General features: G+C 68.1%; 24 protein-coding genes and 1 tRNA gene. 6 read left to right on the forward strand and 19 right to left on the reverse strand.

The window, feature by feature from the left end; translation table 11 throughout:
- Positions 1-126 precede the first annotated feature (126 nt).
- On the forward strand, positions 127-795 hold the full coding sequence (locus FEK34_RS26960; protein ID WP_138452341.1) for a CatB-related O-acetyltransferase: 669 nt from the start codon (positions 127-129) through the stop codon (positions 793-795).
- Positions 796-845: 50 nt separating this feature from the next.
- Here the strand turns inward: FEK34_RS26960 and FEK34_RS26965 are convergent, their stop codons facing one another.
- From FEK34_RS26965 to FEK34_RS26975, 3 genes are all read right to left on the reverse strand, one after another.
- Positions 846-1,520 carry a dienelactone hydrolase family protein gene (locus tag FEK34_RS26965; protein WP_212748835.1) on the reverse strand — a complete coding sequence of 225 codons (675 nt, stop codon included), beginning with the start codon at positions 1,518-1,520 and terminating at the stop codon, positions 846-848.
- Positions 1,521-1,655: 135 nt separating this feature from the next.
- The gene (locus FEK34_RS26970; RefSeq protein ID WP_138452343.1) at positions 1,656-2,378 is read right to left on the reverse strand and encodes an HAD family hydrolase; all 723 of its coding nucleotides are present in this window, start codon (positions 2,376-2,378) and stop codon (positions 1,656-1,658) included.
- Between the two features lie 38 nt (positions 2,379-2,416).
- Complete coding sequence (locus FEK34_RS26975) at positions 2,417-3,232, reverse strand: SDR family oxidoreductase (protein WP_138452345.1); 816 nt, start codon at positions 3,230-3,232, stop codon at positions 2,417-2,419.
- Between the two features lie 334 nt (positions 3,233-3,566).
- On the opposite strand from FEK34_RS26975, the gene FEK34_RS26980 reads away from it, so the two are divergent.
- The gene (locus tag FEK34_RS26980; protein WP_138452347.1) at positions 3,567-4,805 is read left to right on the forward strand and encodes a lipase family protein; all 1,239 of its coding nucleotides are present in this window, start codon (positions 3,567-3,569) and stop codon (positions 4,803-4,805) included.
- A gap of 92 nt (positions 4,806-4,897) precedes the next feature.
- On the opposite strand, the gene FEK34_RS26985 is transcribed toward FEK34_RS26980, so the two are convergent.
- The 5 genes from FEK34_RS26985 to FEK34_RS27005 form a co-directional block, all read right to left on the reverse strand.
- Complete coding sequence (locus tag FEK34_RS26985) at positions 4,898-5,488, reverse strand: QsdR family transcriptional regulator (protein WP_138452349.1); 591 nt, start codon at positions 5,486-5,488, stop codon at positions 4,898-4,900.
- A 192-nt stretch (positions 5,489-5,680) separates the two neighbouring features.
- Complete coding sequence (locus FEK34_RS26990) at positions 5,681-6,382, reverse strand: hypothetical protein (protein ID WP_138452351.1); 702 nt, start codon at positions 6,380-6,382, stop codon at positions 5,681-5,683.
- Positions 6,383-6,425: 43 nt separating this feature from the next.
- Positions 6,426-6,899: a MaoC family dehydratase gene (locus tag FEK34_RS26995; RefSeq protein ID WP_138452353.1), complete on the reverse strand. Its 474-nt coding sequence runs from the start codon at positions 6,897-6,899 to the stop codon at positions 6,426-6,428.
- Between the two features lie 83 nt (positions 6,900-6,982).
- Positions 6,983-8,182 (reverse strand): acetyl-CoA C-acyltransferase, encoded by a 1,200-nt coding sequence (locus tag FEK34_RS27000; RefSeq protein ID WP_138452355.1) that lies wholly within the window; start codon positions 8,180-8,182, stop codon positions 6,983-6,985.
- Between the two features lie 49 nt (positions 8,183-8,231).
- Positions 8,232-9,620, reverse strand: a complete 1,389-nt coding sequence (locus FEK34_RS27005; RefSeq protein ID WP_138452357.1) for an MFS transporter — start codon at positions 9,618-9,620, stop codon at positions 8,232-8,234.
- A gap of 313 nt (positions 9,621-9,933) precedes the next feature.
- Between FEK34_RS27005 and FEK34_RS27010 the strand changes: the two genes are divergently transcribed.
- Positions 9,934-11,418 carry an AMP-binding protein gene (locus tag FEK34_RS27010; RefSeq protein WP_138452359.1) on the forward strand — a complete coding sequence of 495 codons (1,485 nt, stop codon included), beginning with the start codon at positions 9,934-9,936 and terminating at the stop codon, positions 11,416-11,418.
- A 13-nt stretch (positions 11,419-11,431) separates the two neighbouring features.
- On the opposite strand, the gene FEK34_RS27015 is transcribed toward FEK34_RS27010, so the two are convergent.
- From FEK34_RS27015 to FEK34_RS27060, 10 genes are all read right to left on the reverse strand, one after another.
- Entirely contained in the window at positions 11,432-12,037 is a 606-nt protein-coding gene (locus FEK34_RS27015; protein ID WP_171048423.1) for a TetR/AcrR family transcriptional regulator, read from the reverse strand.
- Between the two features lie 126 nt (positions 12,038-12,163).
- The gene (locus tag FEK34_RS27020; protein WP_138452363.1) at positions 12,164-12,799 is read right to left on the reverse strand and encodes an HAD family hydrolase; all 636 of its coding nucleotides are present in this window, start codon (positions 12,797-12,799) and stop codon (positions 12,164-12,166) included.
- Positions 12,796-13,779 (reverse strand): NADPH:quinone oxidoreductase family protein, encoded by a 984-nt coding sequence (locus tag FEK34_RS27025; RefSeq protein ID WP_138452365.1) that lies wholly within the window; start codon positions 13,777-13,779, stop codon positions 12,796-12,798. The genes FEK34_RS27020 and FEK34_RS27025 overlap by 4 nt, the downstream gene beginning before the upstream one ends.
- Positions 13,780-13,781: 2 nt before the next feature.
- Positions 13,782-14,909 carry an acyl-CoA dehydrogenase family protein gene (locus FEK34_RS27030; protein WP_138452367.1) on the reverse strand — a complete coding sequence of 376 codons (1,128 nt, stop codon included), beginning with the start codon at positions 14,907-14,909 and terminating at the stop codon, positions 13,782-13,784.
- The gene (locus FEK34_RS27035; RefSeq protein WP_138452368.1) at positions 14,906-16,096 is read right to left on the reverse strand and encodes an acyl-CoA dehydrogenase family protein; all 1,191 of its coding nucleotides are present in this window, start codon (positions 16,094-16,096) and stop codon (positions 14,906-14,908) included. The genes FEK34_RS27030 and FEK34_RS27035 overlap by 4 nt, the downstream gene beginning before the upstream one ends.
- A 26-nt stretch (positions 16,097-16,122) precedes the next feature.
- On the reverse strand, positions 16,123-16,881 hold the full coding sequence (gene fabG, locus FEK34_RS27040) for a 3-oxoacyl-ACP reductase FabG (protein WP_138452372.1): 759 nt from the start codon (positions 16,879-16,881) through the stop codon (positions 16,123-16,125).
- Positions 16,882-16,903: 22 nt separating this feature from the next.
- Positions 16,904-17,935: a phosphotransferase family protein gene (locus FEK34_RS27045; protein ID WP_138452375.1), complete on the reverse strand. Its 1,032-nt coding sequence runs from the start codon at positions 17,933-17,935 to the stop codon at positions 16,904-16,906.
- Positions 17,928-18,710 (reverse strand): SDR family oxidoreductase, encoded by a 783-nt coding sequence (locus FEK34_RS27050; protein ID WP_138452378.1) that lies wholly within the window; start codon positions 18,708-18,710, stop codon positions 17,928-17,930. The genes FEK34_RS27045 and FEK34_RS27050 overlap by 8 nt, the downstream gene beginning before the upstream one ends.
- A complete protein-coding gene (locus FEK34_RS27055) occupies positions 18,707-19,954 on the reverse strand; it encodes an acyl-CoA dehydrogenase family protein (protein ID WP_138452380.1) in 1,248 nt (415 codons plus the stop codon). The genes FEK34_RS27050 and FEK34_RS27055 overlap by 4 nt, the downstream gene beginning before the upstream one ends.
- A gap of 200 nt (positions 19,955-20,154) precedes the next feature.
- The gene (locus FEK34_RS27060; protein WP_249359656.1) at positions 20,155-20,835 is read right to left on the reverse strand and encodes a TetR/AcrR family transcriptional regulator; all 681 of its coding nucleotides are present in this window, start codon (positions 20,833-20,835) and stop codon (positions 20,155-20,157) included.
- Positions 20,836-20,977: 142 nt separating this feature from the next.
- On the opposite strand from FEK34_RS27060, the gene FEK34_RS27065 reads away from it, so the two are divergent.
- Positions 20,978-21,054: transfer RNA gene (locus FEK34_RS27065), tRNA-Pro, on the forward strand.
- A gap of 346 nt (positions 21,055-21,400) precedes the next feature.
- On the opposite strand, the gene FEK34_RS27075 is transcribed toward FEK34_RS27065, so the two are convergent.
- Positions 21,401-21,988, reverse strand: a complete 588-nt coding sequence (locus tag FEK34_RS27075; RefSeq protein WP_171048424.1) for a TetR/AcrR family transcriptional regulator — start codon at positions 21,986-21,988, stop codon at positions 21,401-21,403.
- 61 nt (positions 21,989-22,049) lie between these two features.
- On the opposite strand from FEK34_RS27075, the gene FEK34_RS27080 reads away from it, so the two are divergent.
- Positions 22,050-22,979 (forward strand): oxidoreductase, encoded by a 930-nt coding sequence (locus tag FEK34_RS27080; protein WP_138452385.1) that lies wholly within the window; start codon positions 22,050-22,052, stop codon positions 22,977-22,979.
- Positions 22,980-23,251: 272 nt separating this feature from the next.
- A complete protein-coding gene (locus FEK34_RS27085; protein WP_138452387.1) occupies positions 23,252-23,968 on the forward strand; it encodes a histidine phosphatase family protein in 717 nt (238 codons plus the stop codon).
- The last annotated feature ends 2 nt before the right edge of the window (positions 23,969-23,970 follow it).

Below are 23,970 nucleotides of genomic sequence, written 5' to 3' on the forward strand. Positions count from 1 at the left end.
GAACTGGACCTACGTTCTATAGCCAGTTCTCGATCACTGGCCTGAATAATGGCTGTCATAGGGATGGCCAGTTGCTTCGGGGTGCACACCAGGCCGGGCGCCGACGCCCGAACTAGGCTCGATCCGGTGTCGACCATTCCTGATCCCGCCACCCGCTTCCCGCTGCCGCACACCGACCGCACGGTCTTCCTCGCACCGCACATCACCTCCGACAGCATCGAAGTCGGCGAATACACCTATTTCGACGACCCGCACGCGGCCACCGAGTTCGAAACGAACAATGTGCTCTACCCGTTCGGCCCGGAGAAACTGATCATCGGCCGCTACTGCGCCATCGCCACCGGCACCCGCTTCATCATGGCCGGCGCGAACCATCCGACGCACGGGGTGTCCACCTTTCCGTTCACCATCTTCGGCGGCACCTGGGCCGAGCAGACCATGGACATCATCACCTCGATCCCCAGCCGCGGCGACACCGTCGTCGGCAACGACGTCTGGTTCGGCTACAACAGCCTGGTGATGCCGGGCGTGCGCATCGGGGACGGCGCCATCATCGCCACCGGCGCCGTGGTCACCGGCGACGTCGCCCCGTACACCATCGTCGGCGGCAACCCGGCCCGCACCGTCAAGCAGCGCTTCCCCGACGACGACGTCGACCGGCTGCTGCGCGCGGCCTGGTGGAACTGGCCGGTCGAGCTGGTCACCGAACACGTCCGCACGATCATGTCCGGCACCCCCGCGCAGATCGAGAAGATCGCCCGCGACAACGGACTGCTGGCCGAACCGCCGAACTGAACCGTGCTGGTCCGCGCCCCAACCGGCGTGCCGCGGGGACGGCCGGACGATCACACAGCCGGTGGCGCGGCCGGTGCCGCGCCCAGGTGGTGCACGAACCAGCCCGCGGCGAATTCGGCCGCCTGGTCGAGGGTTCCGGGTTCTTCGAACAGGTGGGTGGCACCCGGAATGATCTCCAGCCGCGGCGTGATCGTCATCTGACGCATGGCTTGCCGGTTGAGGTCGAGGACCGTCTCGTCATCGCCGCCGACGATCAGCAGTGTGGGTGCTCGTACCCGGTGCAGGGCGTCACCGGCCAGGTCCGGTCGTCCGCCCCGGGACACGACCGCCCGGATGGCGGCGGGCCGTTCGGCGGCGGTGAGCAACGCGGCCGCGGCGCCGGTGCTGGCGCCGAACAGCCCGATCGGATTCTGGCGGGTGGACGGGAGGTTCGCCAGCCAGTCCACTGTTCCCGCCAGCCGCCCGGCCAGCAGCGGAATGTCGAATCGCAGCTCGCGGGTGCGCCGATCGAGGTTCTCTTCCTCGGCGGTGAGCAGGTCCAGCAAGACCGTGCCGAGGCCCGCCGCCCGCAGCACGGCGGCGACGTGCCGGTTGCGCGGACTGTGCCGCCCACTACCGCTTCCGTGCGCGAAGACGACGACGCCGCACTCAGGCCGCGGCAGGCACACCTGCCCCTCCAGCCCGACCTCGTCGAGCGGAATCCGCACCTCTTCGTCGACGAACACGCTGACCTCCCTATGCCGTCCCGCCGGTCACCCACCGGACCTCCTATCCGCAGCACTACCCGCGTTCATCCCGTCGATGCATCACCGTTGCGCGAATCGACCGGCACGGGCGGGGAAGCTGCGGTGACAACGAGGTCAGCGCATCCACGGCCGCGTCCGCGGGCGGCGCCAGCACCAGTTCACGGTCGGCGGCGAAGGCGGCAGCAGCGGGAACACGCCGTAGCGGGTCGCGAGTTCCTCGGCGGTGCGGCTCGCGTTGCCGTGCAGGATGCCGTCGAGGCCCGCGCGCTTCGCGCCGTCGATGTTGTGTTGCAGGTCATCGATGAGCAGGGCATCGGCCGGGTCGGCTCCGAGTTCGCGGCAGGCCAGCTCGAAGATCGCGCGGGTCGGTTTGCGCAGGCCGACCTCGGTGGACACGACCGTCACATCGACGAGGTTCGCGAGGTCGTAGCCGTCGAAACAGCCGCGACCGAGGGAGTTCGACACCAGCGCCACCGGATGCCCCGCGGCTCGCAGGCCGGCGACGAGGTCGATCATCTCGTGGTCCGGGGCGAGTTCGGCACGGATCTGTCGCAGCAGCCCGTCGGGTTCGACCCGACCACCGTGCCGGATGAGAGCACCGGCGAGCACCCGTTCGAACTGTTGATCGCTGCATGCGCCCGCCTCGAACGCCGCGAAGCTCGCGCGAACCACCGGGTCGCCGACGATCAGTCGAACCGGCAGGTCCGGATCGACGCCGACGCGTGCCCCGAACGCGCGGAAGCCGGAAAGCACGCTGGTGGTGAGGACGCCACCGAAGTCGACCAGAATCGCTTTGCGCCGCCGGGGTTTCGGAGGGTGCTGATGCGCTGTCGGCATATCCGTGCGCCTTCCTCGGGATCCTGGCGCGCGATGTCTCAGTCGACCGTCAGCAGCGACGCCTGGTAGCGGCGCATGCCCCGCAGCCAGCGGTCGTAGTCGGTGACCTTCTGCCGATGCATGTCGCCGACCTCGGGGTGCGGCAGGATCAGGAAGCGTTCGTCGTCAACGGCGGCGAGCACCTGGTGGGCGACATCGTCGGGTCGCAGCACCGCTCCGGCCTCGGTGACGGCGCGGGCGGCCGCCGCACCCCAGCGGTCCCCGGATTCCGTTCCGGCCTGCAACATCGCGGTGTCCACGCCCATCGGGCACAGGCAGCTCACCCGAATTCCTTTGTCGCCGTATGTCACACTGAGCCATTCGGCGAAGGCGACCGCGGCGTGTTTGGTGACCGAGTAATCGGCCGCCCCGATCTGGGTCAGCAAGCCCGCGGCCGAGGCGGTCGAGATGAAATAGCCCTCGCCGCGTTCGGCCCATCCGTCGACCAGCAACCGTGCGGCGCGAACGTGCGCGTTGATGTGCACCTCGAAGGCCCGGTGCCAGCCGGCGTCGTCGCCGAGACCCGGGCCGCCGGGAATGCCGGCATTGGCGAAGTACAGCTGCACCGGGCCGAAACGGTCCTCGGCGGTGGCGATGAGTTCACGCAGGTAGGCCTCGTCGGTGACGTCGCCCGCCACCGCGACCGCGGCATGCGGTCGCACGGCGCACAGCTCGGTGGCCACCCGTTCGGCGGCGTCGCCGTCGAGATCGGCGACGACCACGCGGGCGTCCGCGTCCACCAGGCGGGCGCAGATCGCGGCACCGATGCCGCGGCCCGCGCCGGTCACGATGGCGGTTTTTCCGTTGACCTTCACTGCGGTTCCCTTTTGTTCGAAGACGGTGCCGGCGTCCCGGCCGATGCTCACATCGAGCCACGGCCCTGTGCCGCCCGGGCAGATGAATGTAAACGCTGCATGAATTTGACGTCAGCTTCAACAAAGCTATATCCCGGCCCCGCCTCGGTCAAGCCCCCGCATTTCACCTATCGCGGCACTTAGCCGTGCAATGCCACAAAGTCAAGTATTGTGAATCATCTGCGATGGATGTTTCATGACTTACGCGCCGGCACCATCCCGTCGACCGAGCGCACCGACCGGATCCGCCCTCGCGCGGAATCCGTTCTCAGCCACGATGATTCGAGGAGAACCCATGAAACACACCTGCCGCCGAGCGCGGCCCTCACGTGCCGGCCGGCTGGCACAGCTCACCATCGCCGTCGCACTGGGAGCCGGCATGCTCGCGGGCCCCGTCGTGGCGAACGCCGAGGAGCCGCCCACCGCCACCGCTCCCCCGGCGGTCTCCGCGTCCGGCGGCGCACCCGGCGACGTGATCAGCGCCGAGCCCTACTCCTTCAAGGTCGTGCCCGGTCTGCCGACGCCTACCAAGGCGTGGAAGATCTTCTACCGCTCCACCGATGCTCTCGGCCAGCCGAATGTCGTCTCCGGCACGGTCATCGTGCCCGAGGACGGCAAGACCGGAACGCGGCCGCTGGTGACCTATGCCGTCGGGACCGTCGGGATGGGTGATCAGTGCGCGCCGTCGGCGACGTTCATCCAGGGCAAGAACGTGGAGGGGATGTCGGTCGGCAAGATGCTGCTGCGCGGCTGGGCGGTGGCCGTCACCGACTATCCCGGACTGGGAACTCCTGGGGATCACCCCTACCTGGTCGGCCGTTCCGAAGGCCCCGCCGTGCTCGACGCGGCGCGCGCTGCCCAGCGCCTGCCCGAGATGCAGCAGGCGGGTGTGAGCACAGCCTCGCCGGTCGGCATCGCCGGCTACTCCCAGGGCGGTCAGGCCAGTGCGTGGGCGGCCGAGCTCGCCGGTGAATACGCCCCCGAACTGCAAGTGAAGGGCGCCTCGAGCGGCGGTGTGCCCGCCGACGTCCTGAAGGACGCCATCGACAAGAACGGCAGCGACGGCAATCCGGCGGCCTCGCTCATGGTCGCGATCGGCCACGACGTCGCCTACCCGGAGCTCGACCTCGACTCCTACCTCACCGCGCAGGGCCGCGACCTGGTACAAAAGCTGCGGGGCGGCTGCGTGCTCGACAATGTCCGGGCCGGCCTGGGCCATTCCCTGGACGAGGTGCTGGCACGCGATCCGCTCGACAACCCGCAGTGGCGGCAGCGGCTGGGCGAGAACCGGCTGGGTAGCCGCAGCACCGGCTTCCCGCTGTACCTCTTCCACGGAACCACCGACCAGATCGTGTCCTACGGGCTCGGCGAACAGCTCCGCGCCGATTGGTGCGCGGCGGGCAACACCGTCGAATGGCATTCCTATCCGCTGGCCGACCACATGGGTGCGGTCCTGATCGGCGGCGATGACGCCGTGGACTGGCTCGCCGACCGGCTGGACGGCAAACCCGCACAAGGCAACTGCGGGTCCTGACCACTGCGAAAGACCACCTGGCGCGGCCCGGGGGCGAAGGGGCTGCCACGAGATCGTGGCGGCCCCTTCGGCATGTCCGTCGCGCCGGAACCTCAGCGCGCGGCCAGCACACCGGCGATCAGCGCACCGACCAGGGTGTTGGCGTTCTCGACGTTGGGCCGGCGGCCGGCCAGAATGTCGGCGTACAGCATCGATTCCCCCAGCCGCACAACGGCATACGCGAGATCATCGAGCGCGACCAGGGGCACCAGCGCGGCCTCGCGCACATCGTCGGCGATCAATTGGTGCACGCGCGCGATCATCCGCGGCTGGACCGCACCGAACGGATCGGTCAGTACCCGCATCGCCAGTTTCGGCTCCTCGTCGAGCAGCCGCCGCACGCCACGGGCCGCCGCGATCGCCGCACCGTGATCGGTGATGATGCGCACGCACCGCAGCGTCCCGGTCCCGTCACGGACCGCGCCACCGTAGGCGCGCCGCCAGCGCGCGCTCGCGCCGCCGAGGCTGTGGTCGGCCATCCACCAGATCGCCTCGCCGAGGATCTGTTCGCGATTGCCCGCCTTGCGGAACAGGGTCGCCCGCGACACATGCAACTCGTCGATCAGAGCGTTCACCTCGAGCCGCTGCCCATGCGCGATCGCCCGCGCGGCGCGACGGTACACGTCCTCGGGAGTAATCGACATACGTGCCACCGTATGCGCTCACCCCGGCGCGCAAACAGCGTGGCCTGCCACCATCCGCGGCAGCGGCATCGGTCGGTGCCGCGGGCCGGTAGGCGCGCGCTGCTGTCGTGGCCGGCGGCACCGGCTCCCGGCACAAGCGAGCGCCCTACGGTCGATGGACCGTAGGGCGCTCGAACTCCGCTGGCGCGACGGCTACTTGATCGGCGCCGGGAAGGGCTCGTTGATGGTGGTGAAGTACTGGATCACCGCCGCCGTCGTCACCGGCGCGCCGATCAGCAACGCACCGGCGACGGCGCCGATCGGGGCGAGCGCACCCGCACCGACGAGGCATCCGGCGATCGGCCCGGCACCGAACATCATCGCCACCGGACTGGTCGCGGCGGCCAGCGTGACACCGCCGACCAGGCAGCCGATGACGCCCGCGCCGACCGCCCCGGCGACGCCGCCGGCCACACCGGCCATGGTGACCGTGCCGACCATCCGGGAGAAGGCGGCGACTTCACGCTCGTAGGGCGTCTTCCACGGCGCATGCTCCTGGAATGGCAGCGCGACCGGCTTCTCCACCGCGCGTGCCGGATCCAGCGACGGCGTGAGCCGGGCGGTGCGCCCGTCGATCTCGGCGTCGATGGGGAAGGCGACATTGTTGACGTTGAATTCCAGCGGCACCCCGGCCAGCACCGTGCCGTCATCGGCGCGGATCTGGAACTTACCGTCGTCGATGATCAACTGGCCGGCATCGACGGTGATCACCGCGGCGGTGCCGTCCTGATGGGCGGTGTAGTTGACGCCCGGCGCGACGTCCACACTCAGCGGTTCGGCGGTCGCGGTGGCCGAACACAGCGTCAGCGCGGCCAGACCGGCTGCCGTCGAGACCGCGAGCTTGCGTACCTTCATAGAAATCTTCTTTCGTTGGGGTTTCTTGTGCGGAGCCGGGCCGCTACTCGACGACGCGGGCGACGGATTCTGCGACGACCACCGGCTTGTCACTGCCTTCGCGTTCCACGACCTGGCGCATGACGATCTGGATCCCACCGGCGACCTGCTCGGCGGAAACGATGGTGGCGCGCATGCGAATTCGCGATCCGACCGGAACCGGTCCTGGGAAGCGCACCTTGTTGTAGCCGTAGTTCAGGCTGTGGGTGAATCCGTCGAACGCCAGCAAGGTGTAGGACAACGCGGGCCCCAGCGACAGGCTGTACAACCCGTGCGCGATGGTGCCGCCGAGCGGACTCGCGGCGGCGCGTTCGGGGTCGACGTGGATCCACTGGTGGTCGCCGGTGGCGTCGGCGAAGGCGTCGACCCGGTCCTGCGTCACCTCATGCCATTCGGTCGGGCCGAGTTCGTGCCCGATCAGTTCGGTGAGTTCGGCGTAGTTGCGCGGGCGCACCGGAAGGACGGTCGTGTCGACCATGTTCTCTCCTCGAGTTTCAATATTGACATCAGTTCTAATTTCATGGACCAGTGTGCAGGCGTCGTTCCCGCCCGTCAGCGGGGTCAGACCACCTCGAACAGCCCCGCCGCACCCATGCCGCCGCCGACGCACATCGTGATAACGACGTATCGCACCCCGCGCCGCCGGCCTTCGATCAGGGCGTGCCCGACCAGCCGCGCACCGGTCATCCCGTACGGATGCCCGATGGCAATGCCGCCACCGTCGACGTTGAAGCGCTCCGGATCGATCCCGAGCTTGTCGCGGCAGTACACCGCCTGTGAGGCGAACGCCTCGTTGAGTTCCCACAACCCGATGTCGTCGATGCTCAGCCCGTGCATGTCGAGCAGCTTCGGGATGGCGAAGACCGGCCCGATGCCCATTTCGTCGGGTGCGCAGCCCGCCACCGCGATGCCGCGATAAATCCCGAGCGGGGTGAGCCCGCGCCGTTCGGCCTCCTTGGCCTCCATCAGCACCGACGCCGACGCACCGTCGGAGAGCTGCGAGGCATTGCCCGCGGTGACGGTCGAGACCTGGGTGACCTGGCCGTCCGGCAACACCGGCGTGAGAGCGGCCAGCTTGTCGAGGGTGGTACCGGGGCGGTTGCCTTCGTCGTAGGTCAGCGTCAGCGGCTGCTCGACGACCTCGCCGGTCGCCGGATCGACGGCGCGCACCACCGAGGGCAGCGCGACGATTTCGGCGTCGAACCTGCCCGCCTGCTGGGCCGCGGCGATGCGCTGCTGGGACAGCAGGGCGAACTCGTCTTGGCGATCGCGGCTCACGCCGTAGCGCTCGGCGACGATCTCCGCGGTGTGCAGCATCGGCATATAGATCGCTGGCACATGCTGTTGCAACCATGGATCGGCAGTGCGATAGCTGTTGGCGTGATCGTTCTGCACCAGCGAGATCGATTCCACCCCACCCCCGACGGTGATCCGCATGCCGTCGGAGATGATCTGCTTGGCCGCGGTGGCGATCGCCATCAGGCCGGAGGAGCACTGCCGGTCGATGGTCATTCCGGAGACGCTGTCGGGCAGTCCCGCCCGCAAGGCGGCCTGGCGTGCGACATTGTTGCCGGTCGAACCCTGCTGCAAGGCGCAGCCGAGCACGACGTCGTTGATCTCCGCACCCTCGATCCCGGCGCGGGCGACCGCGTGTTCGATCGCATGGGCGGCGAGTTCTTGTCCGGAGGTATCACTGAACGCACCGCGGTAGGCCTTGCCGATCGGCGTTCGCGCGGTCGACACGATCACTGCTTCTCTCATGACGGGTTGGGGGTCCTCTCTTTTCCTGAACAGTCGGGTAGCGGCGACATCAGCGGTACAGCTGCTCGCCCGGCACGGCCTGCGGGTCCGCGCGGACTGCGGCGGTATTGGTCTCCTGCAAGACCCACGCGCTGAAGACGGTCACCAGTCCCATCGCCGCCAGATACACCGAAACCAGCACGGTGGTACCGGTATTGGCGATGAGCGCCGTCATGATGAACGGAGTTCCGCCGCTGACGGTGATCGCGGCCAGCTGATAGGCCAGCGAGGCGCCCGAGTACCGCAGCCGCGGTTCGAACAGCTCGCCCATGAACGCCGCCAGCGGACCGTAGGTCATCGATTGGAAAACCGTGCCCACGACCAGCGCGATGAAGAACATCGGCAGTTTCGCGGTGTCGACCAGCCAGAAGTACGGGAACGCCCAGACCGCGAGGCCGATGCCGCCGATCAGGATCAGCGGTCTGCGCCCGACCCGGTCCGAGGTGGCGCCCGACCACAGGATGACGATCCCGCCGATGAGCGAGACACCCAGCGAAATGGCCAGGATGTCATTGTGCTTCATGCCCAGTTCCTGGGTGCCGTAGCTGAGCACGCCGGCGATGCTGATATAGAAGGCGGTGTTGGTCGCCGCGAGCAGTCCGCAGCCGAGCAGGATCTTGCGCCAGTGCAGCCGGATCGCTTCCGCCAGCGGCGCCTGCACCACCGCGGTGCTGCGCTTGTTCGCGACTTCCTTTTGCAGATCACGGAATTCAGGAGTGTCCTCGACCTTGGTCTGGATGTAGAGCACCACCGGGAACAGCAGCGCGCTACAGAAGAACGGCACCCGCCAGCCCCAGCTCAGGAAGGCCTCCTCGGAGATGGTCTCGGCGGCGATGAGGAACACCAGGTTGCCGAGGATGACGCCGAGCGGTACCCCCATCTGCCCGAAGGTTCCGGCGAACCCGCGTCGCTTCGGGCTCGCGGATTCGGTGAGTAGCAGCACGATTCCGCCCCATTGACCTCCGCAGGCCATGCCCTGTAGGAACCGCAGCGTCACCAGCAGGATCGGTGCGGCGACGCCGATCGCGTCCGCGCCGGGCAGGCAGCCGATGAGGAAGGTGGCCAGGCCCATGCCGAGCAGGCAGGTCACCACGGCGGGTTTGCGCCCGTACTTGTCGCCGAAGTGCCCGGCGAGCACGCCGCCGAGCGGCCGGGCCACGAAGCCCGCCCAGAACGTGCTGAACGAGAGCAGGGTGCCCATCAGCGCGGAACTGTCCGGGAAGAACACGGCCGGAAAGACCAGCGCGGCCGCGGTTCCGTAGAGGAAGAAGTCGTACCACTCGATCGAGCTGCCGATGAGTCCGGCGGCGAGGAGTTTGCGGTGGGCGCGCCGGCGGTGCGCCTCGTCGGGGGCCGCCTCGGCGGCCGGGCCTGCTGGTTCCACGGGGGGTGCGGTCATGCGTGTGCTCCTCGGGCGGATCGCCCGGTCATCGACCTGACGGAAGTAGAAGTTGACACCAAGTTCAAATTGGTGGCACCAGTGTGGGGTAGGCCGGAAGTAATGTCAATCACACTTCGCCAGGGAAATGAATCTCGCGCTTCCCCGCCACCGAGTGCGCCCTCGCCGCAGTTTCCGACATTCATCCAGTTCAGGGGCCATTTACCAGCACCCACGACCGCCGGAAGGAATCGATTCTCGCCAATCGCATAAACATGACGTCAGTTTCAGCTACGCTCGGCTCTCGCTCACTGTTGCCGTCGAAGGACCATCCATGGCCAACGTCTTCGATCCTGTTCGCACCCACGCCGAGACCGCGCCCGACAGTGTCGCGCTGCGCGGCGAGCGCGGCGAATGGACCTATCGCCAGCTGCACCGGCTCGCCTCGCGGTATGCCGGAGCACTCGTCGCCGCCGGCCTGCACCCCGGCGACCGGGTCCTGCTGGCCGCGCCCTCGGTGCCCGAATTCGTGGTGGCCTACATGGGAATTCAGGCCGCCGGCTGCGTGACCGTACCGGTGAACACCATGTCGACGCGCGCCGAGGTCGAATACTTCCTCACCGACGCCGACTGCGCGCTCGCCATCGCCTGGCACGAACTCGGGCCCGCCGTCGCCGACGCCGCACAGCTCACAGGCACTCCGTTCTGGTCGCTCACCGCCGGTGCACAGGCCGCCGCCGAACCGGTGGCCTGCCTGGACCGCGACCGCACCGACACCGCGGCCATCCTCTACACCTCGGGCACCACCGGCCGCCCCAAGGGCGCTCAGCTGACGGTCGGCAACCTGCTCGCCGGCGGCGAGATCGGCGCGGCGAGCAGCCGTGGCACCGCCACCGACCGCACCGGCACCGGGCTGCCACTGTTCCATGTCTTCGGCCAGGCCGCGGTCATGATGTCGTGTTTCACCAGCGGCGGATCACTGTCGCTACTGGCCCGATTCGATCCGGTCGCCATGCTCGAGCTGCTGCGCCGCGACCGGCTGACCATCATGGCCGGGGTGCCGACCATGTGGAATGCCATGCTGCGGGCCGCCGATGCCGCCGACCCGGCCGATTTCGAGCAGCTGCGGGTAGCCATCTCGGGCGGGGCGTCGCTGCCCGGTGAGATCGCGCGCGAGTTCCAGAAGACGTTCGGATGCACCATCCTCGAGGGCTACGGGCTGACCGAGACCACGGCGTTCGGCACCTTCAACGATCTCGATCGCGGCGCCAAGATCGGCTACACCGGACGCGCGGTCGCCCGCACGCAGGTCGAAGTCCGCGACCATGATGCGACGCCGTGCCCGCCGGGGCAGGTCGGCGAGGTGTTCGTGCGCGGCGAGACGGTGATGAAGGGCTACTGGCGCAGGCCGGAGGCCACCGCCGATGTCCTGTCCGACGACGGCTGGTTCCGCACCGGCGACCTGGGCGAATTCGACGCCGACGGCGATCTGCGCATCGTCGACCGGGTCAAGGACCTGATCATCCGCGGCGGCTACAACGTCTATCCAGGTGAGGTCGAGGAGGTGCTCTACGAGCACCCCGACATCATCGAGGCCGCGGTGGTCGGCGTACCGGACGACCATTACGGCGAGGAGGTCGCGGCGGTCATCGTCACCGCGCCGGACTCGGCCCTCGACGCCGAGACCGTGTCGCAGTGGAGCCGAGAAAGGCTGTCGGCCTACAAGATTCCGCGCATCATCCGATTCACCGATGCCCTGCCCAAGGGCGCGACCGGCAAGATCCTCAAACGCGCCATCGACCGCGAATCGCTGCGGTAGCGGTCGCTGCGGCTCAGACCGGCGGCGCGCCGTGGACCACCCCGATCCCGCGCACCCACAGCGTCGACAGGGTGTCCGCGGCCGCGTCGGCGTCGATATCGGCGCCGGCTTTGGCCTGCTGGACGCAGAATTCGCGCACCATTCCGCACAGGGCCGTCGCGGCGACGCGGGCGTCGATATCGCGGGCGGCGAGGCGATCGACTTGCAGCCGGACGATCATGGATTCCGCGCGATCGATGAACAGCTCGATCTCGGCCTGCGCGAGCTCGCCGATATCGGGGTTCACCCCGGCGACCTCACCCCACATCAGCATCAGGCGCTGGTGCTCCCGGAAGGCCAGAACGTAGGCGCGCACGGCCGATTCGATGGCTTCGACGGCGGTCTCGGGCTGGGTGCCCATGCGTGCGCGGACCTTGTCACGCATATCGGTGATCAAATTCAGCACGACGGCGTGGAAGATCGCTTCTTTGGAGTCGAAGTACACATAGAACGTGCCGTGCGCGACTCCCGCTTCGGCGACGATGTCGGCCACCCTGGTCTCGACGAATCCGAGGCGCGCGAAAACGAGCTCGGCGGCATCGATCAGTTTCGTGCGCGTCCGCTCCCCTCGCGGGGTCAACGCCGGTGTTTGCCTACCGGCTCGCGTATTCACAGAGTGCGACACCACACCATCGTCGCAAATCGCTGAGGTCGACAGCACCGACGGGCCTGCCCACCGGGTCGGCAAGCCCTGTGCCTGATGCTGTCAGCCGCCGATGCCGTGCCGCTCGGCCAGCCGGCGGCGGGTATCGGCGGCGGCGGTATGCAGCACTCCCGCGATGCCGAGCCGGGCCGCACCGTCGAGATTCTGCTGGAGATCGTCGATCATCACCGCCTGCTCCGGCCGCACACCCAGCCGGTCACAGGCGATCCGATAGATCTGCCGAGACGGTTTCCGGATGCCGACCTCCGAGGAGATGACCACGACGTCGGCGAGCTCGGTCAGATCGAAGCCCGCATAGCAGTCCCGGCCGAACGCATTCGACACCAGCGCCACGGGAGTACCCGCATCGCGGAGCTCGCGGATCAGCTCGATGCTGTCCTCATCGCGGCGCAGCCCGACCTGCATCCGAGCACTCAGCCCGTCCGGATCGACCGCGGCGCCGTGGGCGCGCAGCCTTTCGGCGAAGCCGGCGTCGAAGGCGTCGGCGTCGATACGGCCGGATTCGTGATCGGCCAGCAGCCTTCGCGAGATCTCATCCGTGCTCAGCAGGGTGATCGGCAGGTCCGGATACCCGATCGAGGCGCCGAATTCGCGGAACCCTTCGAGGACGCTGGTGGTCATGACGCCGCCGAAATCGACCAGGACGGCCTCGCGGGGATCGAGCATGGCCCCGGTCATGGCTGGAACACGATTCGCCCGGTGGTGCTGCCGTCCCCGAGGCGGCCGAGCCCGTCGGCGACGTCGGTGAGTGCGAGCCTTTCGCTGACCAGCGGCTTGATCGCGCCGGTTGCGGCGAGCCGGGTGAGCTCGTCGTGGCAGTCCTGGATGGCTTGGAGGTTGTACTGCTTGTACAGGCCCCAGTGCAGCCCGATGATCGAATAGTTCTTGATCAGCGCATGATTGAGCGCGGGCTGCGGGATGGTGCCGCCGGCGAACCCGATCACCAGGATGCGGCCTTCGAAGGCAATGCATTTCGTGGATTTCGCGTAGGCATCACCACCGACCGGGTCGTACACGACGTCGACGCCGCGTCCGCCGGTGAACTCCTTGACGACCGGCAAGAAATCCTCGCTGTGCCGGTCGATCACCAGATCCGCACCCAGCGCCCGGCAGTACTCGGCCTTGTCGGCACCGCCGACGACGCCGATGACGGTGGCGCCCGCGGCCTTACCGAGTTGCACCGCCGCACTGCCGACACCGCCCGCGGCGGCGTGCACCAGCAACGTCTCCCCCGGTTGCAGGGTGGTGCGCCGGTGCAGAGCGAACCAGCTGGTCTGGTAGCCGATGCTCAGTGCCGAGGCCTCGGCGTCATCGAGTGCGGCCGGCGCGGGGAAGGCATTGGCCTCGTCGACGACGGTCAATTCGGCGAACGCGCCGCCGGGCAGGTTCGGATTGCCGATCACGCGATCGCCGACCGCGAACCGGGTGGCGCCGGCCCCGACCGCCACGACCTCACCGCACAGCTCGACCCCCGGGGTGAACGGCAGCGGCGGCGTGATCTGGTATTTGCCGCGGCACAGCAGCACATCCGGGAAGTTCGCCGGTGCGGCCAGCACCCCCACCAGCAGCTGTCCCTGGCCGGGAGCCGGATCGTCGACCTCTTCGAGGCGCAGCACCTCGCGCGGTTCGCCGAGTTCGTTGACTCGCCATGCTTTCACCGTCAGCTCCTCGTGGTCGTGGCCGGATCCGCCGTCACCGGCAGATCGATGAGTTCGGCGAGCCGGGCCCGATGCCGGTAGCCGGTGCCGAACGCCAATTGCGAACTCTTGGCGCGCTTGAGATACAAGTGCGCCGGATACTCCCAGGTCATGCCGATGCCGCCGTGCAGTTGCACGCATTCCTCCGCGGCGTGCACGGCCGCGTCACCGCAGTAGGACTGGGCGAGCGCGGCGGCGATCTCGGCGTCGTCGTCACCGCGGGCATAGGTGTCGGCGGCATAGCGGGCGGCCGAGGCCGCCGAACCCAGTTCCAGCCACAGTTCGGCGAGCCGATGCTTGATCGCCTGATATGAGCCGATGGCACGGCCGAACTGCTTGCGGTCCTTGACATAGGCGAGCGTGGTGTCGAAGCACCAGCGCGCCACCCCGTACTGTTCGGACGCCAGCAGGGCCGCACCGCAGCGCAGGGCCTCGGCAACAGCGCCTGCGGCGTCGCTGCTCACCCGCGTCGACGGTGTGGCGCCGAACGACACATCGGCCAGCGGCCTGGTCATATCCAGTGCCAGTACCGGTGTCACCGTCACGCCGCGGGCGGCCCGATCGACGACATGCAGCTCCAGTCCCCGCGGCCCCGCGGCCGGAACGACCAGCAGATCGGCGTCGAGCGCACCTGCGACGCTGGTGACCGTGCCGGTCAACCCGCCACCGGTGGCCAGCACCCCGGTGCTGGGCGCACCCGGCGGGATCGACAACGGCACCACCAGCGTCGCGGTGCGATTGCCCTCGGCGAGCTCGCGCACCACCTCGGTGTCACCGGCCCGCAGCAACGCCACTGTCGCCAGCACCGCACTGGTCAGAAACGGCACCGGAGCAACAGCGCGCCCGATCTCTTCGCACACCACTGCGGCCTCGCGGGCCGACGCGCCCGCACCGCCGAGCTCCTCGGGTACCAGCAGCCCGGCGACCCCGAGATCGGCCGCGAGCGCTTTCCACACCTGCGTGAAATCCTTCGGCGCGCTGTCATAGACGCTCAGCACGGCCTCGGGCGGGCACCGATCGGTGAGCAGCCGCCGCACGCTGTCGCGCAGCGCTTCCTCGGTGTCGGAGTACAGCAGGTCCGCAGTGCTCATCGGGCCAGGTCCTTCCAGGCGGCGGTCTTGTCGACGCGATGTTCCGGTGGCAGGCCGAGCACCCGCTCGGCGATGACATTGCGCAGGATCTCCGAGGTGCCGCCCTCGATCGAATTGCCCTTGGCGCGCAGATAGCGGTAACCCGGTCCGCGGCCGGTGAATTCGACGCGCTCGGGCCGCCGCAGCGTCCAATCGTCGTAGCGCAGACCGGCTTCGCCGTGCAGCTCGATACCGAATCCGGAGATGCGCTGGGCGAGCCTGGCGAAGGCCAGCTTCATCGCCGAACCCTCCGGCCCCGGCTGCCCGGCGGCCAGCTGCTGACGCAACCGTTCCCCGGTCAGGCGGGTCACCTCGGCCTCGACCCACAATCGCAGCAGCTCATCGTGCATGGCCGGATCCCGCAGCTGCGGCTGTTCACGCCAGGCCTGGGCGACCTTGCCGATCTGGCCGCCTTCGCGCGGCGCACCCGACCCGATGGCGACCCGCTCATTGTTCAGCGTGGTGGTGGCGACCCGCCAGCCCTGCCCTTCCCCGCCGAGACGGTTCTCGTCCGGGATGCGCACGCCGGACAGGAAGACCTCGTTGAATTCGGCTTCGCCGGTGATCTGGCGCAACGGCCGGATGTCGATGCCCGGATCGCTCATATCGCACAGGAAGTAAGTCAGCCCGGCATGTTTGGGCACCGACGGATCCGTGCGCGCGACCAGGATCGCCATCTGGGCGTTCTGCGCGCCGGAGGTCCACACCTTCTGCCCGTCCACCACCCAGTCCGCGCCGTCGCGGACCGCGCGGGTGGCCACCGCGGCCAGATCCGAGCCCGCGCCGGGTTCACTGAACAGCTGGCAGTAGATGTGTTCGCCGGTGAACAACGGCCGCAAGAACTTTCGCCGCTGCTCGGGTGTGCCGAAGGCGGCGATCGTCGGGGCGGCCATGCCGAGGCCGATGCCGTTGCGTTCCACCGCCGGGCCGGGCGCGCCGGCGGCGGCGAGGGCGGCATCGACGTGGGCCTGATAGATCTGCGGCAATCCGAGACCGCCGTTGCCGACCGGGAAATGCACCCAGGCCAGGCCGTCATCGAAACGGGCGCCGAGGAATTCGCGTGCGTCGGTGGTCGCCGGATCGTTGGCCGCGAGCAGTTCGGCGATGCGCGCGTCGAGATCGGCGGCGATCGCGGTGTCGATCGTCATATCGTCGTCCTGGTTCTGGCGGCGGATCAGTCCGTCGGCCCGCCGGCGACGTAGATGACCTGCCCGGAAACGAAACCCGCTCCCTCACTGACCAGGAACGACGCGGTGTGCGCGATATCGTCGGGCTTGCCGGTGCGCTGCACCGGGATCTGCTTGGCCATGGCCTTGGTGAACTCGTCGAACGGCACGCCGACACGTTCGGCGGTCGCGGCGGTCATCTCGGTTTCGATGAAACCGGGCGCGATGGCGTTCGCGGTGACGCCGAACTTGCCGAGCTCGATGGCGAGCGTCTTGGTCAGGCCCTGCATGCCCGCCTTGGCGGCCGAATAGTTGGCCTGGCCGCGGTTGCCGAGCGCGGAGGTGCTCGACAGGTTGACGATGCGGCCGAACCCGGCCTCGACCATGTGCTGCTGCACCGCGCGCGTCATCAGGAACGCACCGCGCAGGTGCACGTTCATGACCGCGTCCCAATCGTCGACGGTCATCTTGAACAGCAGGTTGTCGCGGATGATGCCGGCATTGTTGACCAGCACGGTCGGCGCGCCGAGCGTGTCGGTGATCTGCTCGACGGCCGCGGCGACCGCCGATTCGTCGGCGACATCGGCGCCGACCGCGAGCGCGCGCCCACCGGCCGCGGTGATCGCGTCGACGGTGCCCGCGCAGGCGGCGGCATCGAGATCGAGGACCGCCACGGCCATTCCGTCGGCGGCGAGGCGCTTCGCTACGGCCGCGCCGATGCCACGCGCGGCGCCGGTGACGATCGCGGTCCTGGTTTCCTGAGTCATGTCATTCTCCTGAAAGATGTGGTCAGAGGCCGGCGGCGTCGGCGACTTCGGTGGCCTTGCGCACCACCGCGTCGATCCGCTCGACGGTCGGGGTGCCCGCCGCGGCCCGGTTCTGTGGTTCGTCCATGGCCCGGCGCATCACGCCCTCGGCGATCACCGCCAGCTTCCACAGACCGAGCACATGCCAGTACTGCAGAGCGGCCGGATCGCGTCCGGTTTCGGTGAGGTACACCTGGGCCAGTTCCGCGCGGGTCGGGAAACCCGGCAGGGTCGAGGCCGGGAAATCGCCGCCGAGCTCCTCCTCACCGGGTTCGGGCCAGTAGGCCAGCAGACTGCCCATATCCGCGAGCGGTTCACCGAGGGTGGACAATTCCCAGTCCAGCGCCGCCTTCAGCTCGCCGGATTCGGGATCGGCGATGACGTTGCGCAGATGGAAATCACCGTGCACCAGGGTGATTTCGCGCTGTTCCGGGACGGCGGCGACGAGCCTGCGGGTGAGGTCGTCGAGTTCGGGCAGCTCACGGGTCTTCGACTGTTCCCACTGCCCCGCCCAGCGCTTGAGCTGACGCTGCGCGTACGGCTTGTGCGAGGCCAGATCGGCGAGCCCGACCGCCTCGATATCGACGGCATGGATCTTCGCCAGCGTGCGCGGCAGCGCCATGGCGATCTCGCCGCGCCGCTGCGGTGTGAGCGAGCGCGCGATGTCCATGGTGTCGATCACCAGGCCGTCGACGAACTCCATCAGCACCAGCGGCACGTCGCAGACCGCGGGGTCGGTGCTGACCCCGAGGATGCGCGGCGCGGGCACCGCGGTGTCTTCCAGGGCCGCGATGATGCGTGCCTCGCGGACCACGTCGTGCGCCGAGGCCAGCAGCTGACCGAGCGGCGGACGCCGCAGCACCCAGCGGCGCTCGGCGGCATCGGTGAGCAGATAGGTCAGATTGGACTGACCGAGGCCGATCCTGGTGAAGCGCAGCGGGGCATCGAAGTCGATGCCGAGCGAACCGAGCCAGCCCGCGATCGCATCCGGCTCCACCGCGAGGCTGTCACCCATCGGCGACCGGGCCCTTCCGGAACTGGGCGGCGTCACCGAGCCGTTGTCCGCCGTCGATCACCATGGTTTCGCCGGTCACCCAGCTCGCGGCGTCGGAGGCCAGGAAGGCGATGGCCGCGCCGATGTCGGCGGGTTCGCCGATCCGGTTCAGCGCCGTCGCCTCGTTGAGCAGCTGCTCGTGTTCCTGCCACAGCGCGGCGGCCAGCTTGGTACGCACCACACCCGGCGCGACCGCGTTGACCCGGATCCGCGGCGACAGTTCCAGCGCCATCTGTTTGGTGAGATGGATCAGCGCGGCCTTGCTCGCGTTGTACAAGCCGAGGTTGGCCTCGAAACCCATGCCGCCGATGGACGCGGTATTGATGACCGCGCCGCCGTGCTCGCCCATCCAGGCGCGGGTGGCCAGCGACGTCCACAGGATCGGTGCCCACAGGTTCACGTCGAAGGTCTTCTGGAACCGGCCGTGGTCTTGGTCGATCACCGGGCCGTAGGCGGGGTTGGTGCCCGCGTTGTTGACGAGAATGTCGACGCTGCCGAACTTTTCCAGCGTCAGGTCGATACAACGGCGCGCGGCGTCCTCGTCCACGGCGTGCGCGGCCACACCGACGGCATTGCCGCCGACCTCGGCCGCCGCCGCGTCAGCGGAGTCCTGCGAGCGCGAGGTGAGCACGACATTGCCGCCCGCGGCCGCGATGGCCTGCGCCGCGGCGAGCCCGATGCCACGCGAGGCGCCGGTGATGACGGCGGTGCGCCCGCTCAGATCGATGCCCTTCATGCCTTCACCTGCTGTCCGTTGTTCGCGGCGGCCTCGGCGGTGCGGTACTTGCCGAGCTCCTGGCGGGCGATCGCACGCTTGTGCACCTCATCCGGACCGTCGGCCAGCCGCAGCGTGCGCAGATGCGCCCACGCCATGGCGAGCGGGAAGTCATCGGTGACGCCGCCGCCGCCGTGCACCTGAATCGCGCGGTCCACCACCTTCAGCGCGATATTGGGTGCGGCGACCTTGATCGCCGCGATCTCGGTGCGGGCTTCCTTGTTGCCCACGGTGTCCATCAGGTAGGCGGCCTTGAGGGTGAGCAGCCGGATCATCTCGATATCGATGCGCGATTCGGCGATCCAGTCCTGGATATTGGCGTTGTCGCTGATCGGCTTGCCGAACGTGCTGCGCGAACGCGCCCGCGTGCACATCAATTCCAGTGCGCGTTCGGCCATGCCGATCGAGCGCATGCAGTGGTGGATGCGACCGGGGCCGAGCCGGGCCTGGCTGATCGCGAAGCCCTCACCCTCCCCCTTCAGCACGTCCTTGGCCGGCACCCGGACATTGTCGAAATCGATTTCGGCGTGCCCCTCGCGGTCCTGATACCCGAAGACCGGCAGGTTGCGCATCACGGTGATGCCCGGTGCGTCGATGGGCACCACCATCATCGACTGCTGGCGGTGCGGGGCGGCGTTCGGATCGGTCTTGCCCATCACGATCAGCACCTTGCAGTTCTTGTGCATCGCGTTGGAGGCGAACCACTTCCGCCCGTTGAGCAGGTAATCGTCGCCGTCACGGACCATCGACAGTTCGACATTGGTCGCGTCCGAGCTGGCCACCCGCGGCTCGGTCATCGCGAACGCCGACCTGATGGTGCCCTCCAGCAGCGGCTTCAGGTACTTCTCCTTGTGCTCATCGGTACCGAAGAGCGTGAGGACCTCCATGTTTCCGGTGTCGGGAGCATTGCAGTTGCAGGCTTCCGGTGCGATGAAACTGCGGCCCATGATCTCGGCCAGCGGCGCGTACTCCAGGTTGGTCAGCCCCGGCCCCCACTCCGGATGCGGATGGAAGAGGTTCCACAGCCCGCGCCGCCGGGCCTCGGCCTTGAGCTCCTCCATGATCGGCGGATGGAAGTGCGGATCACCGGACTCACGCATCTGCTGGTCGTACACGGCCTCGGCCGGGTAGACGTGCGTATCCATGAAGTCGAGCAGTTCCGCCCGGTACTTCTCGGCACGTTCGGAGGTGTCGAACAAGGACATCCTGGCTCCTGACGGGTAAGACGGCGTTATCGGCGATCAACGGGTGCGGTCGCGCCGACTGCGGGGTCACGACCTGTGAACCACATCGCAACCACCGTATTTGAACTCGGCGTCAATTTCAAGAGTTGCGTCGAGAAATGGCCTTCACCAGCGTTTATTCAGGAATTATCCGTGAAGATCGCTGCGGATCCGGCCCGGCTTCAGGATCGGATGCGCAGGGCGTTGACCCACAGCCGGTTCGCGGTGTCGATCACGTCCTCGAGCGCGGGACTGTCCGCGCCGCCGTAGCCGGCCACGAAATGATTGAACGCGAGCCTGCTGACCATCCCCGACAGCGCCCGCGACGCCAGCATCGGATCGACCTGCGGGTCGGCCAGCCCCCGATCCTGCAAATTCTCGATACTGCGCGCATTGCGCACCATGAACGCCTCGGCCCGATTCCGCCGCAGCACCGCGAACTCCTGATCGATCCCGGCGACCTGCTCCAGCAACCCCATCAACTTGGCATTGCGCTGATAAGCCAGGAAATACGCACGATTGCTCGCCGCGATGATCTGCGCCGGATCCGCGTCATCGTCCACCCGGGGCATCCCCGGATGCATCATGTCCTCCTGCGCGAGTTCCAGTACCGCGGCGAAGATCTCCTCTTTGCTCGCGAAGTAGGTGTAGAACGTCCCCGACGAACACTTCGCCGCCTTCGTGATGTCCGACAGCCGCGTCTCCAGATACCCCCGCCGCTCGAACACCTTGCGCGCCGCCGCAACCAACGCCCCCCGAGTCCGCAACCCCCGCGCCGTCGACGGCAACTCCCGCAACAGCGACGACCGAGCCATCGACGGCGCCGCCTCATCCCCCTCGACCCCGATACCCGCAGTATCCATGCCCGCATTTATACGCCCGCACACACGCTCGCCACGACACCAACGCCGCCCCCTCCCCCACCGAACACGCCCCTGACCAGCGGATTAGCTCTCCACACACCCCCTGAGGTAATCTCTTCGAGCGCCCGGAAACGCGGCGCAACGGGCTGTGGCGCAGTTTGGTAGCGCACTTGACTGGGGGTCAAGTGGTCGCAGGTTCAAATCCTGTCAGCCCGACCAAAAAAACCCCTTCCGACCTGGGCCGGAAGGGGTTTTCTCGTTGCCGTGCGAGCTCTTTACGGTTCCCTGCCGAGTACGCCTAGTCCGCGATCACGAGATCCGTCTTCGTCGAAGTCGAATGTCAGATCGTCGTTGACTTGCACGGGCACGAACGGCCCGCTCGGGACGGAGACTGCAAGTCCCATCGGTTCAGCGAAAAACGTTGCCGCAGCCTGTTTGTCGGTTGCGAGCCGCTCCGGCGCCAATTCGCCGGCTACCTGCAACGCCTCGCCGACGAACGATCCAGTGAATCGAGCGGCCGCATGAGCGCCCGAGGTTCCCCGTCACGTGCTTACTCCCGTCCGCGTTATCGTCCATCTCGCCCCTGCGGGAATTGCCCAACAGCCTCCTCGATCAACCCGCCGAGCTGGCCGGCGGTGACCATGCCGCAGTTGACGAGCCCGGCCAGCCCTTGAAGGGTGGCAAGGAAGATCAGCGCAGTCCGCTCCGGGCTCGTGTCCGGCAGGTCGTCGGCGAGGCCGCGTTGGAACACCAGCAACATCGGCGCAAAGGCCGCCTCGGCAGCCGCGCTCACGGCGTCGCCACCTGCACCATGTTTGTGGGCGAACATCAGCTCAGCCAGATTCGCCTCCGAAGTCACGAAGTCGAGGTAGGCCCGCGCGATCGAAAGGATCTGAGCGCGGTAGTCGGGCGCGGATTCGACGGCGTCCCGCAGTCGGGCGCCGAGCAGCGCGAACCCTTCGACGGCCAGTGCGTCGTGCAGCTGCCGGCGGTCAGGAAAGTGGCGGCGCACAGCGGCGTGCGAAACGCCGATGGCGGCAGCCAGCTCGCGCAGCGACAGCTCCGAGGCTCCTCGGTCACGCACCACCGGTGTGGCGTGCTCCAGAACGGCCTGGCGCAGGTTGCCGTGGTGATAGGGGCGGTCAGGCGTCATGCCGGCAGTGTACCCAGGATGTTTCCGTTGACTAGATTGTATCCACTGGATACATTGCTCCATGCTCACACTCGCCTCGCCGTCGCAGATACCGGATCAAACCGGCCGCACCGTCATCGTCACCGGCGCCGGCAGCGGTATCGGCCGTGCCGCGGCGGCCGCCCTGGCCGCCAAGGGCGCTCGGCTCATCCTCGCCGTCCGAGACCAGGACAAAGGCCGCGCAGCCGCCGCCGAGATGAGCGGCACGGTCGAAGTCCGTCCGCTCGACCTCAGCTCCCTGACATCGGTCCGGCAGTTCGCGGACAGCATCGACAGCACAGTGGACGTGCTCATCAACAACGCCGGCACGATGACCGACTCGCTACAGCACACCGCGGACGGTTTCGAACTCCAGTTCGGCGTCAACCACCTGGCACCCTTCGCATTGACGAACCTGCTGCTGGACCGGATCACCGACCGCGTCGTGTCCACCTCGTCGACCGCGTACCGCACTGCGCAGCTCGACTTCGACGACATGCAATGGGCGCAACGCCCCTACAAGCCGTTCGGCGCCTATGGGGCGTCGAAGTTGTCGGTCCTGCTGTTCACCGCCGAACTACAACGCCGCCTGAGCGCGGCCGGCTCGCCGGTCATCGCGACCACCGCGCACCCCGGTTGGGCCTCCACCGGCTTCCGGATCACCAGCGGCAACCGACTCCTCGACGCCCTGTCGACCCTCTTCACACCATTACTCGCCCAGGGACCCGACGCCGGTGCGCTTCCCACCCTGCTGGCGGCCGTCGGCGACGTCCCCGGCGGCAGTTTCGTCGGCCCGAGCCGCTTCGGCGGTGTTCGCGGTCCGGCGACGGTGGGCGAAATATCCCCCGTGGCCGAGAATCCGGACACCGCCGCACGGCTCTGGGGCATCTCCGAACACCTCACCGGCACCCGCTTCCCCTTCGCCTCGGCATCGCCGACGCCCGCCCCGGCTACAGACCTCTCGGGAGCATGACGATGCAGCGCACCCACAACCACCCGGTACGGCGGACCCGAGGTGTTGCGGCTGGACGACTTCGAGGCCTGCCGGCCGGGCCGCGGTCCAATTCGCGCGCGTCCCGAGGGGCGTCGGTGGCCCGGTAGCTGCCGCCCCACGGCTGCCGACAGTGGCCGAAGCCTCCCGTCCACCGGGAGAAGTTCTTGGGACCCCGCCGCGCCGAACTTAGTGTGACTCCGGCCACTGGGACGCCCCAGGAGGGCCGAACCGATATCCACTAGGGAGTCCCTATGAACCTCATGAAGTCTCGCCTGTTCGCGATGATCGCCACGATCATCGCGGCGGTGGCGCTCATGGCAGCCGGAGCAGGTAGCGCGGCCGCGGCACCGCAGACCGGTGAAATGTTCCTCACCTTTGTTCGTCACGGAGAATCGGCCGGCAATAGTTCCGGTCTGATCGACACTTCTGTCCCCGGACCCGAGCTGACCGAGCAGGGGCGGGCCCAAGCCGTGGCGGTCTCCCAGCTGCTGGCCGATTGCAAGTTCGACGGCGTCTACGCGTCGACGATGGTGCGGACCCAGCAGACGGCGGAGCCGACCTCGCAGCTGTGTGGTCATCCGACCGTCGTCGAAGACGGACTGCACGAGATCGAGGCAGGCATCTACGAGGGCACGCCCGAAAAGGATGCGCGCGAGGGTTATTTGGCCGCGCCGATCCAGTGGTTGCAGGGCAACCTTGATGCCAGGATCCCGGGCTCGATCAACGGCCACGAGTTCAAGAAGCGCATGGACGACTCCCTTCAGGACATCCAGGACCGTGGCAGCAAGCGCGCGGTGGTCTTCTCCCACGGCGGCGCCATCATGTTCTGGGCACTCATGTCCGTCTCGAACCCCGACATGAGCAAGCTGCAGACCGATCCGTTGCACAACACCGGCCGGGTGGTCGTGAAGGGCACCCCGGCGAAGGGCTGGAAGCTCGTGTCGTGGGATGGCCATCCCGCCGCCTGAAC

This window comes from Nocardia cyriacigeorgica, from assembly GCF_005863245.1.
Lineage (GTDB): Bacteria > Actinomycetota > Actinomycetes > Mycobacteriales > Mycobacteriaceae > Nocardia > Nocardia cyriacigeorgica_C.

Bases quoted from the DNA above. Each gene is read 5' to 3' on its own strand.
- FEK34_RS27085 (WP_138452387.1), top strand. From the start codon at position 23,252: ATGAACCTCATGAAGTCTCGCCTGTTCGCGATGATCGCCACGATCATC.
- FEK34_RS27080 (WP_138452385.1), top strand. From the start codon at position 22,050: ATGCTCACACTCGCCTCGCCGTCGCAGATACCGGATCAAACCGGCCGC.
- FEK34_RS27035 (WP_138452368.1), bottom strand. From the start codon at position 16,096: ATGACGATCGACACCGCGATCGCCGCCGATCTCGACGCGCGCATCGCC.
- FEK34_RS26995 (WP_138452353.1), bottom strand. From the start codon at position 6,899: ATGGTCGACACGACCGTCCTTCCGGTGCGCCCGCGCAACTACGCCGAA.
- FEK34_RS27020 (WP_138452363.1), bottom strand. From the start codon at position 12,799: ATGACCGGGGCCATGCTCGATCCCCGCGAGGCCGTCCTGGTCGATTTC.
- FEK34_RS27010 (WP_138452359.1), top strand. From the start codon at position 9,934: ATGGCCAACGTCTTCGATCCTGTTCGCACCCACGCCGAGACCGCGCCC.
- FEK34_RS27055 (WP_138452380.1), bottom strand. From the start codon at position 19,954: ATGTCCTTGTTCGACACCTCCGAACGTGCCGAGAAGTACCGGGCGGAA.
- FEK34_RS27060 (WP_249359656.1), bottom strand. From the start codon at position 20,835: ATGGATACTGCGGGTATCGGGGTCGAGGGGGATGAGGCGGCGCCGTCG.
- FEK34_RS27005 (WP_138452357.1), bottom strand. From the start codon at position 9,620: ATGACCGCACCCCCCGTGGAACCAGCAGGCCCGGCCGCCGAGGCGGCC.
- FEK34_RS26980 (WP_138452347.1), top strand. From the start codon at position 3,567: ATGAAACACACCTGCCGCCGAGCGCGGCCCTCACGTGCCGGCCGGCTG.
- FEK34_RS27030 (WP_138452367.1), bottom strand. From the start codon at position 14,909: ATGAGCACTGCGGACCTGCTGTACTCCGACACCGAGGAAGCGCTGCGC.
- FEK34_RS27045 (WP_138452375.1), bottom strand. From the start codon at position 17,935: ATGGGTGACAGCCTCGCGGTGGAGCCGGATGCGATCGCGGGCTGGCTC.
- FEK34_RS27075 (WP_171048424.1), bottom strand. From the start codon at position 21,988: ATGACGCCTGACCGCCCCTATCACCACGGCAACCTGCGCCAGGCCGTT.
- FEK34_RS26990 (WP_138452351.1), bottom strand. From the start codon at position 6,382: ATGAAGGTACGCAAGCTCGCGGTCTCGACGGCAGCCGGTCTGGCCGCG.
- FEK34_RS27050 (WP_138452378.1), bottom strand. From the start codon at position 18,710: ATGAAGGGCATCGATCTGAGCGGGCGCACCGCCGTCATCACCGGCGCC.
- FEK34_RS26985 (WP_138452349.1), bottom strand. From the start codon at position 5,488: ATGTCGATTACTCCCGAGGACGTGTACCGTCGCGCCGCGCGGGCGATC.
- fabG (WP_138452372.1), bottom strand. From the start codon at position 16,881: ATGACTCAGGAAACCAGGACCGCGATCGTCACCGGCGCCGCGCGTGGC.
- FEK34_RS27000 (WP_138452355.1), bottom strand. From the start codon at position 8,182: ATGAGAGAAGCAGTGATCGTGTCGACCGCGCGAACGCCGATCGGCAAG.
- FEK34_RS26970 (WP_138452343.1), bottom strand. From the start codon at position 2,378: ATGCCGACAGCGCATCAGCACCCTCCGAAACCCCGGCGGCGCAAAGCG.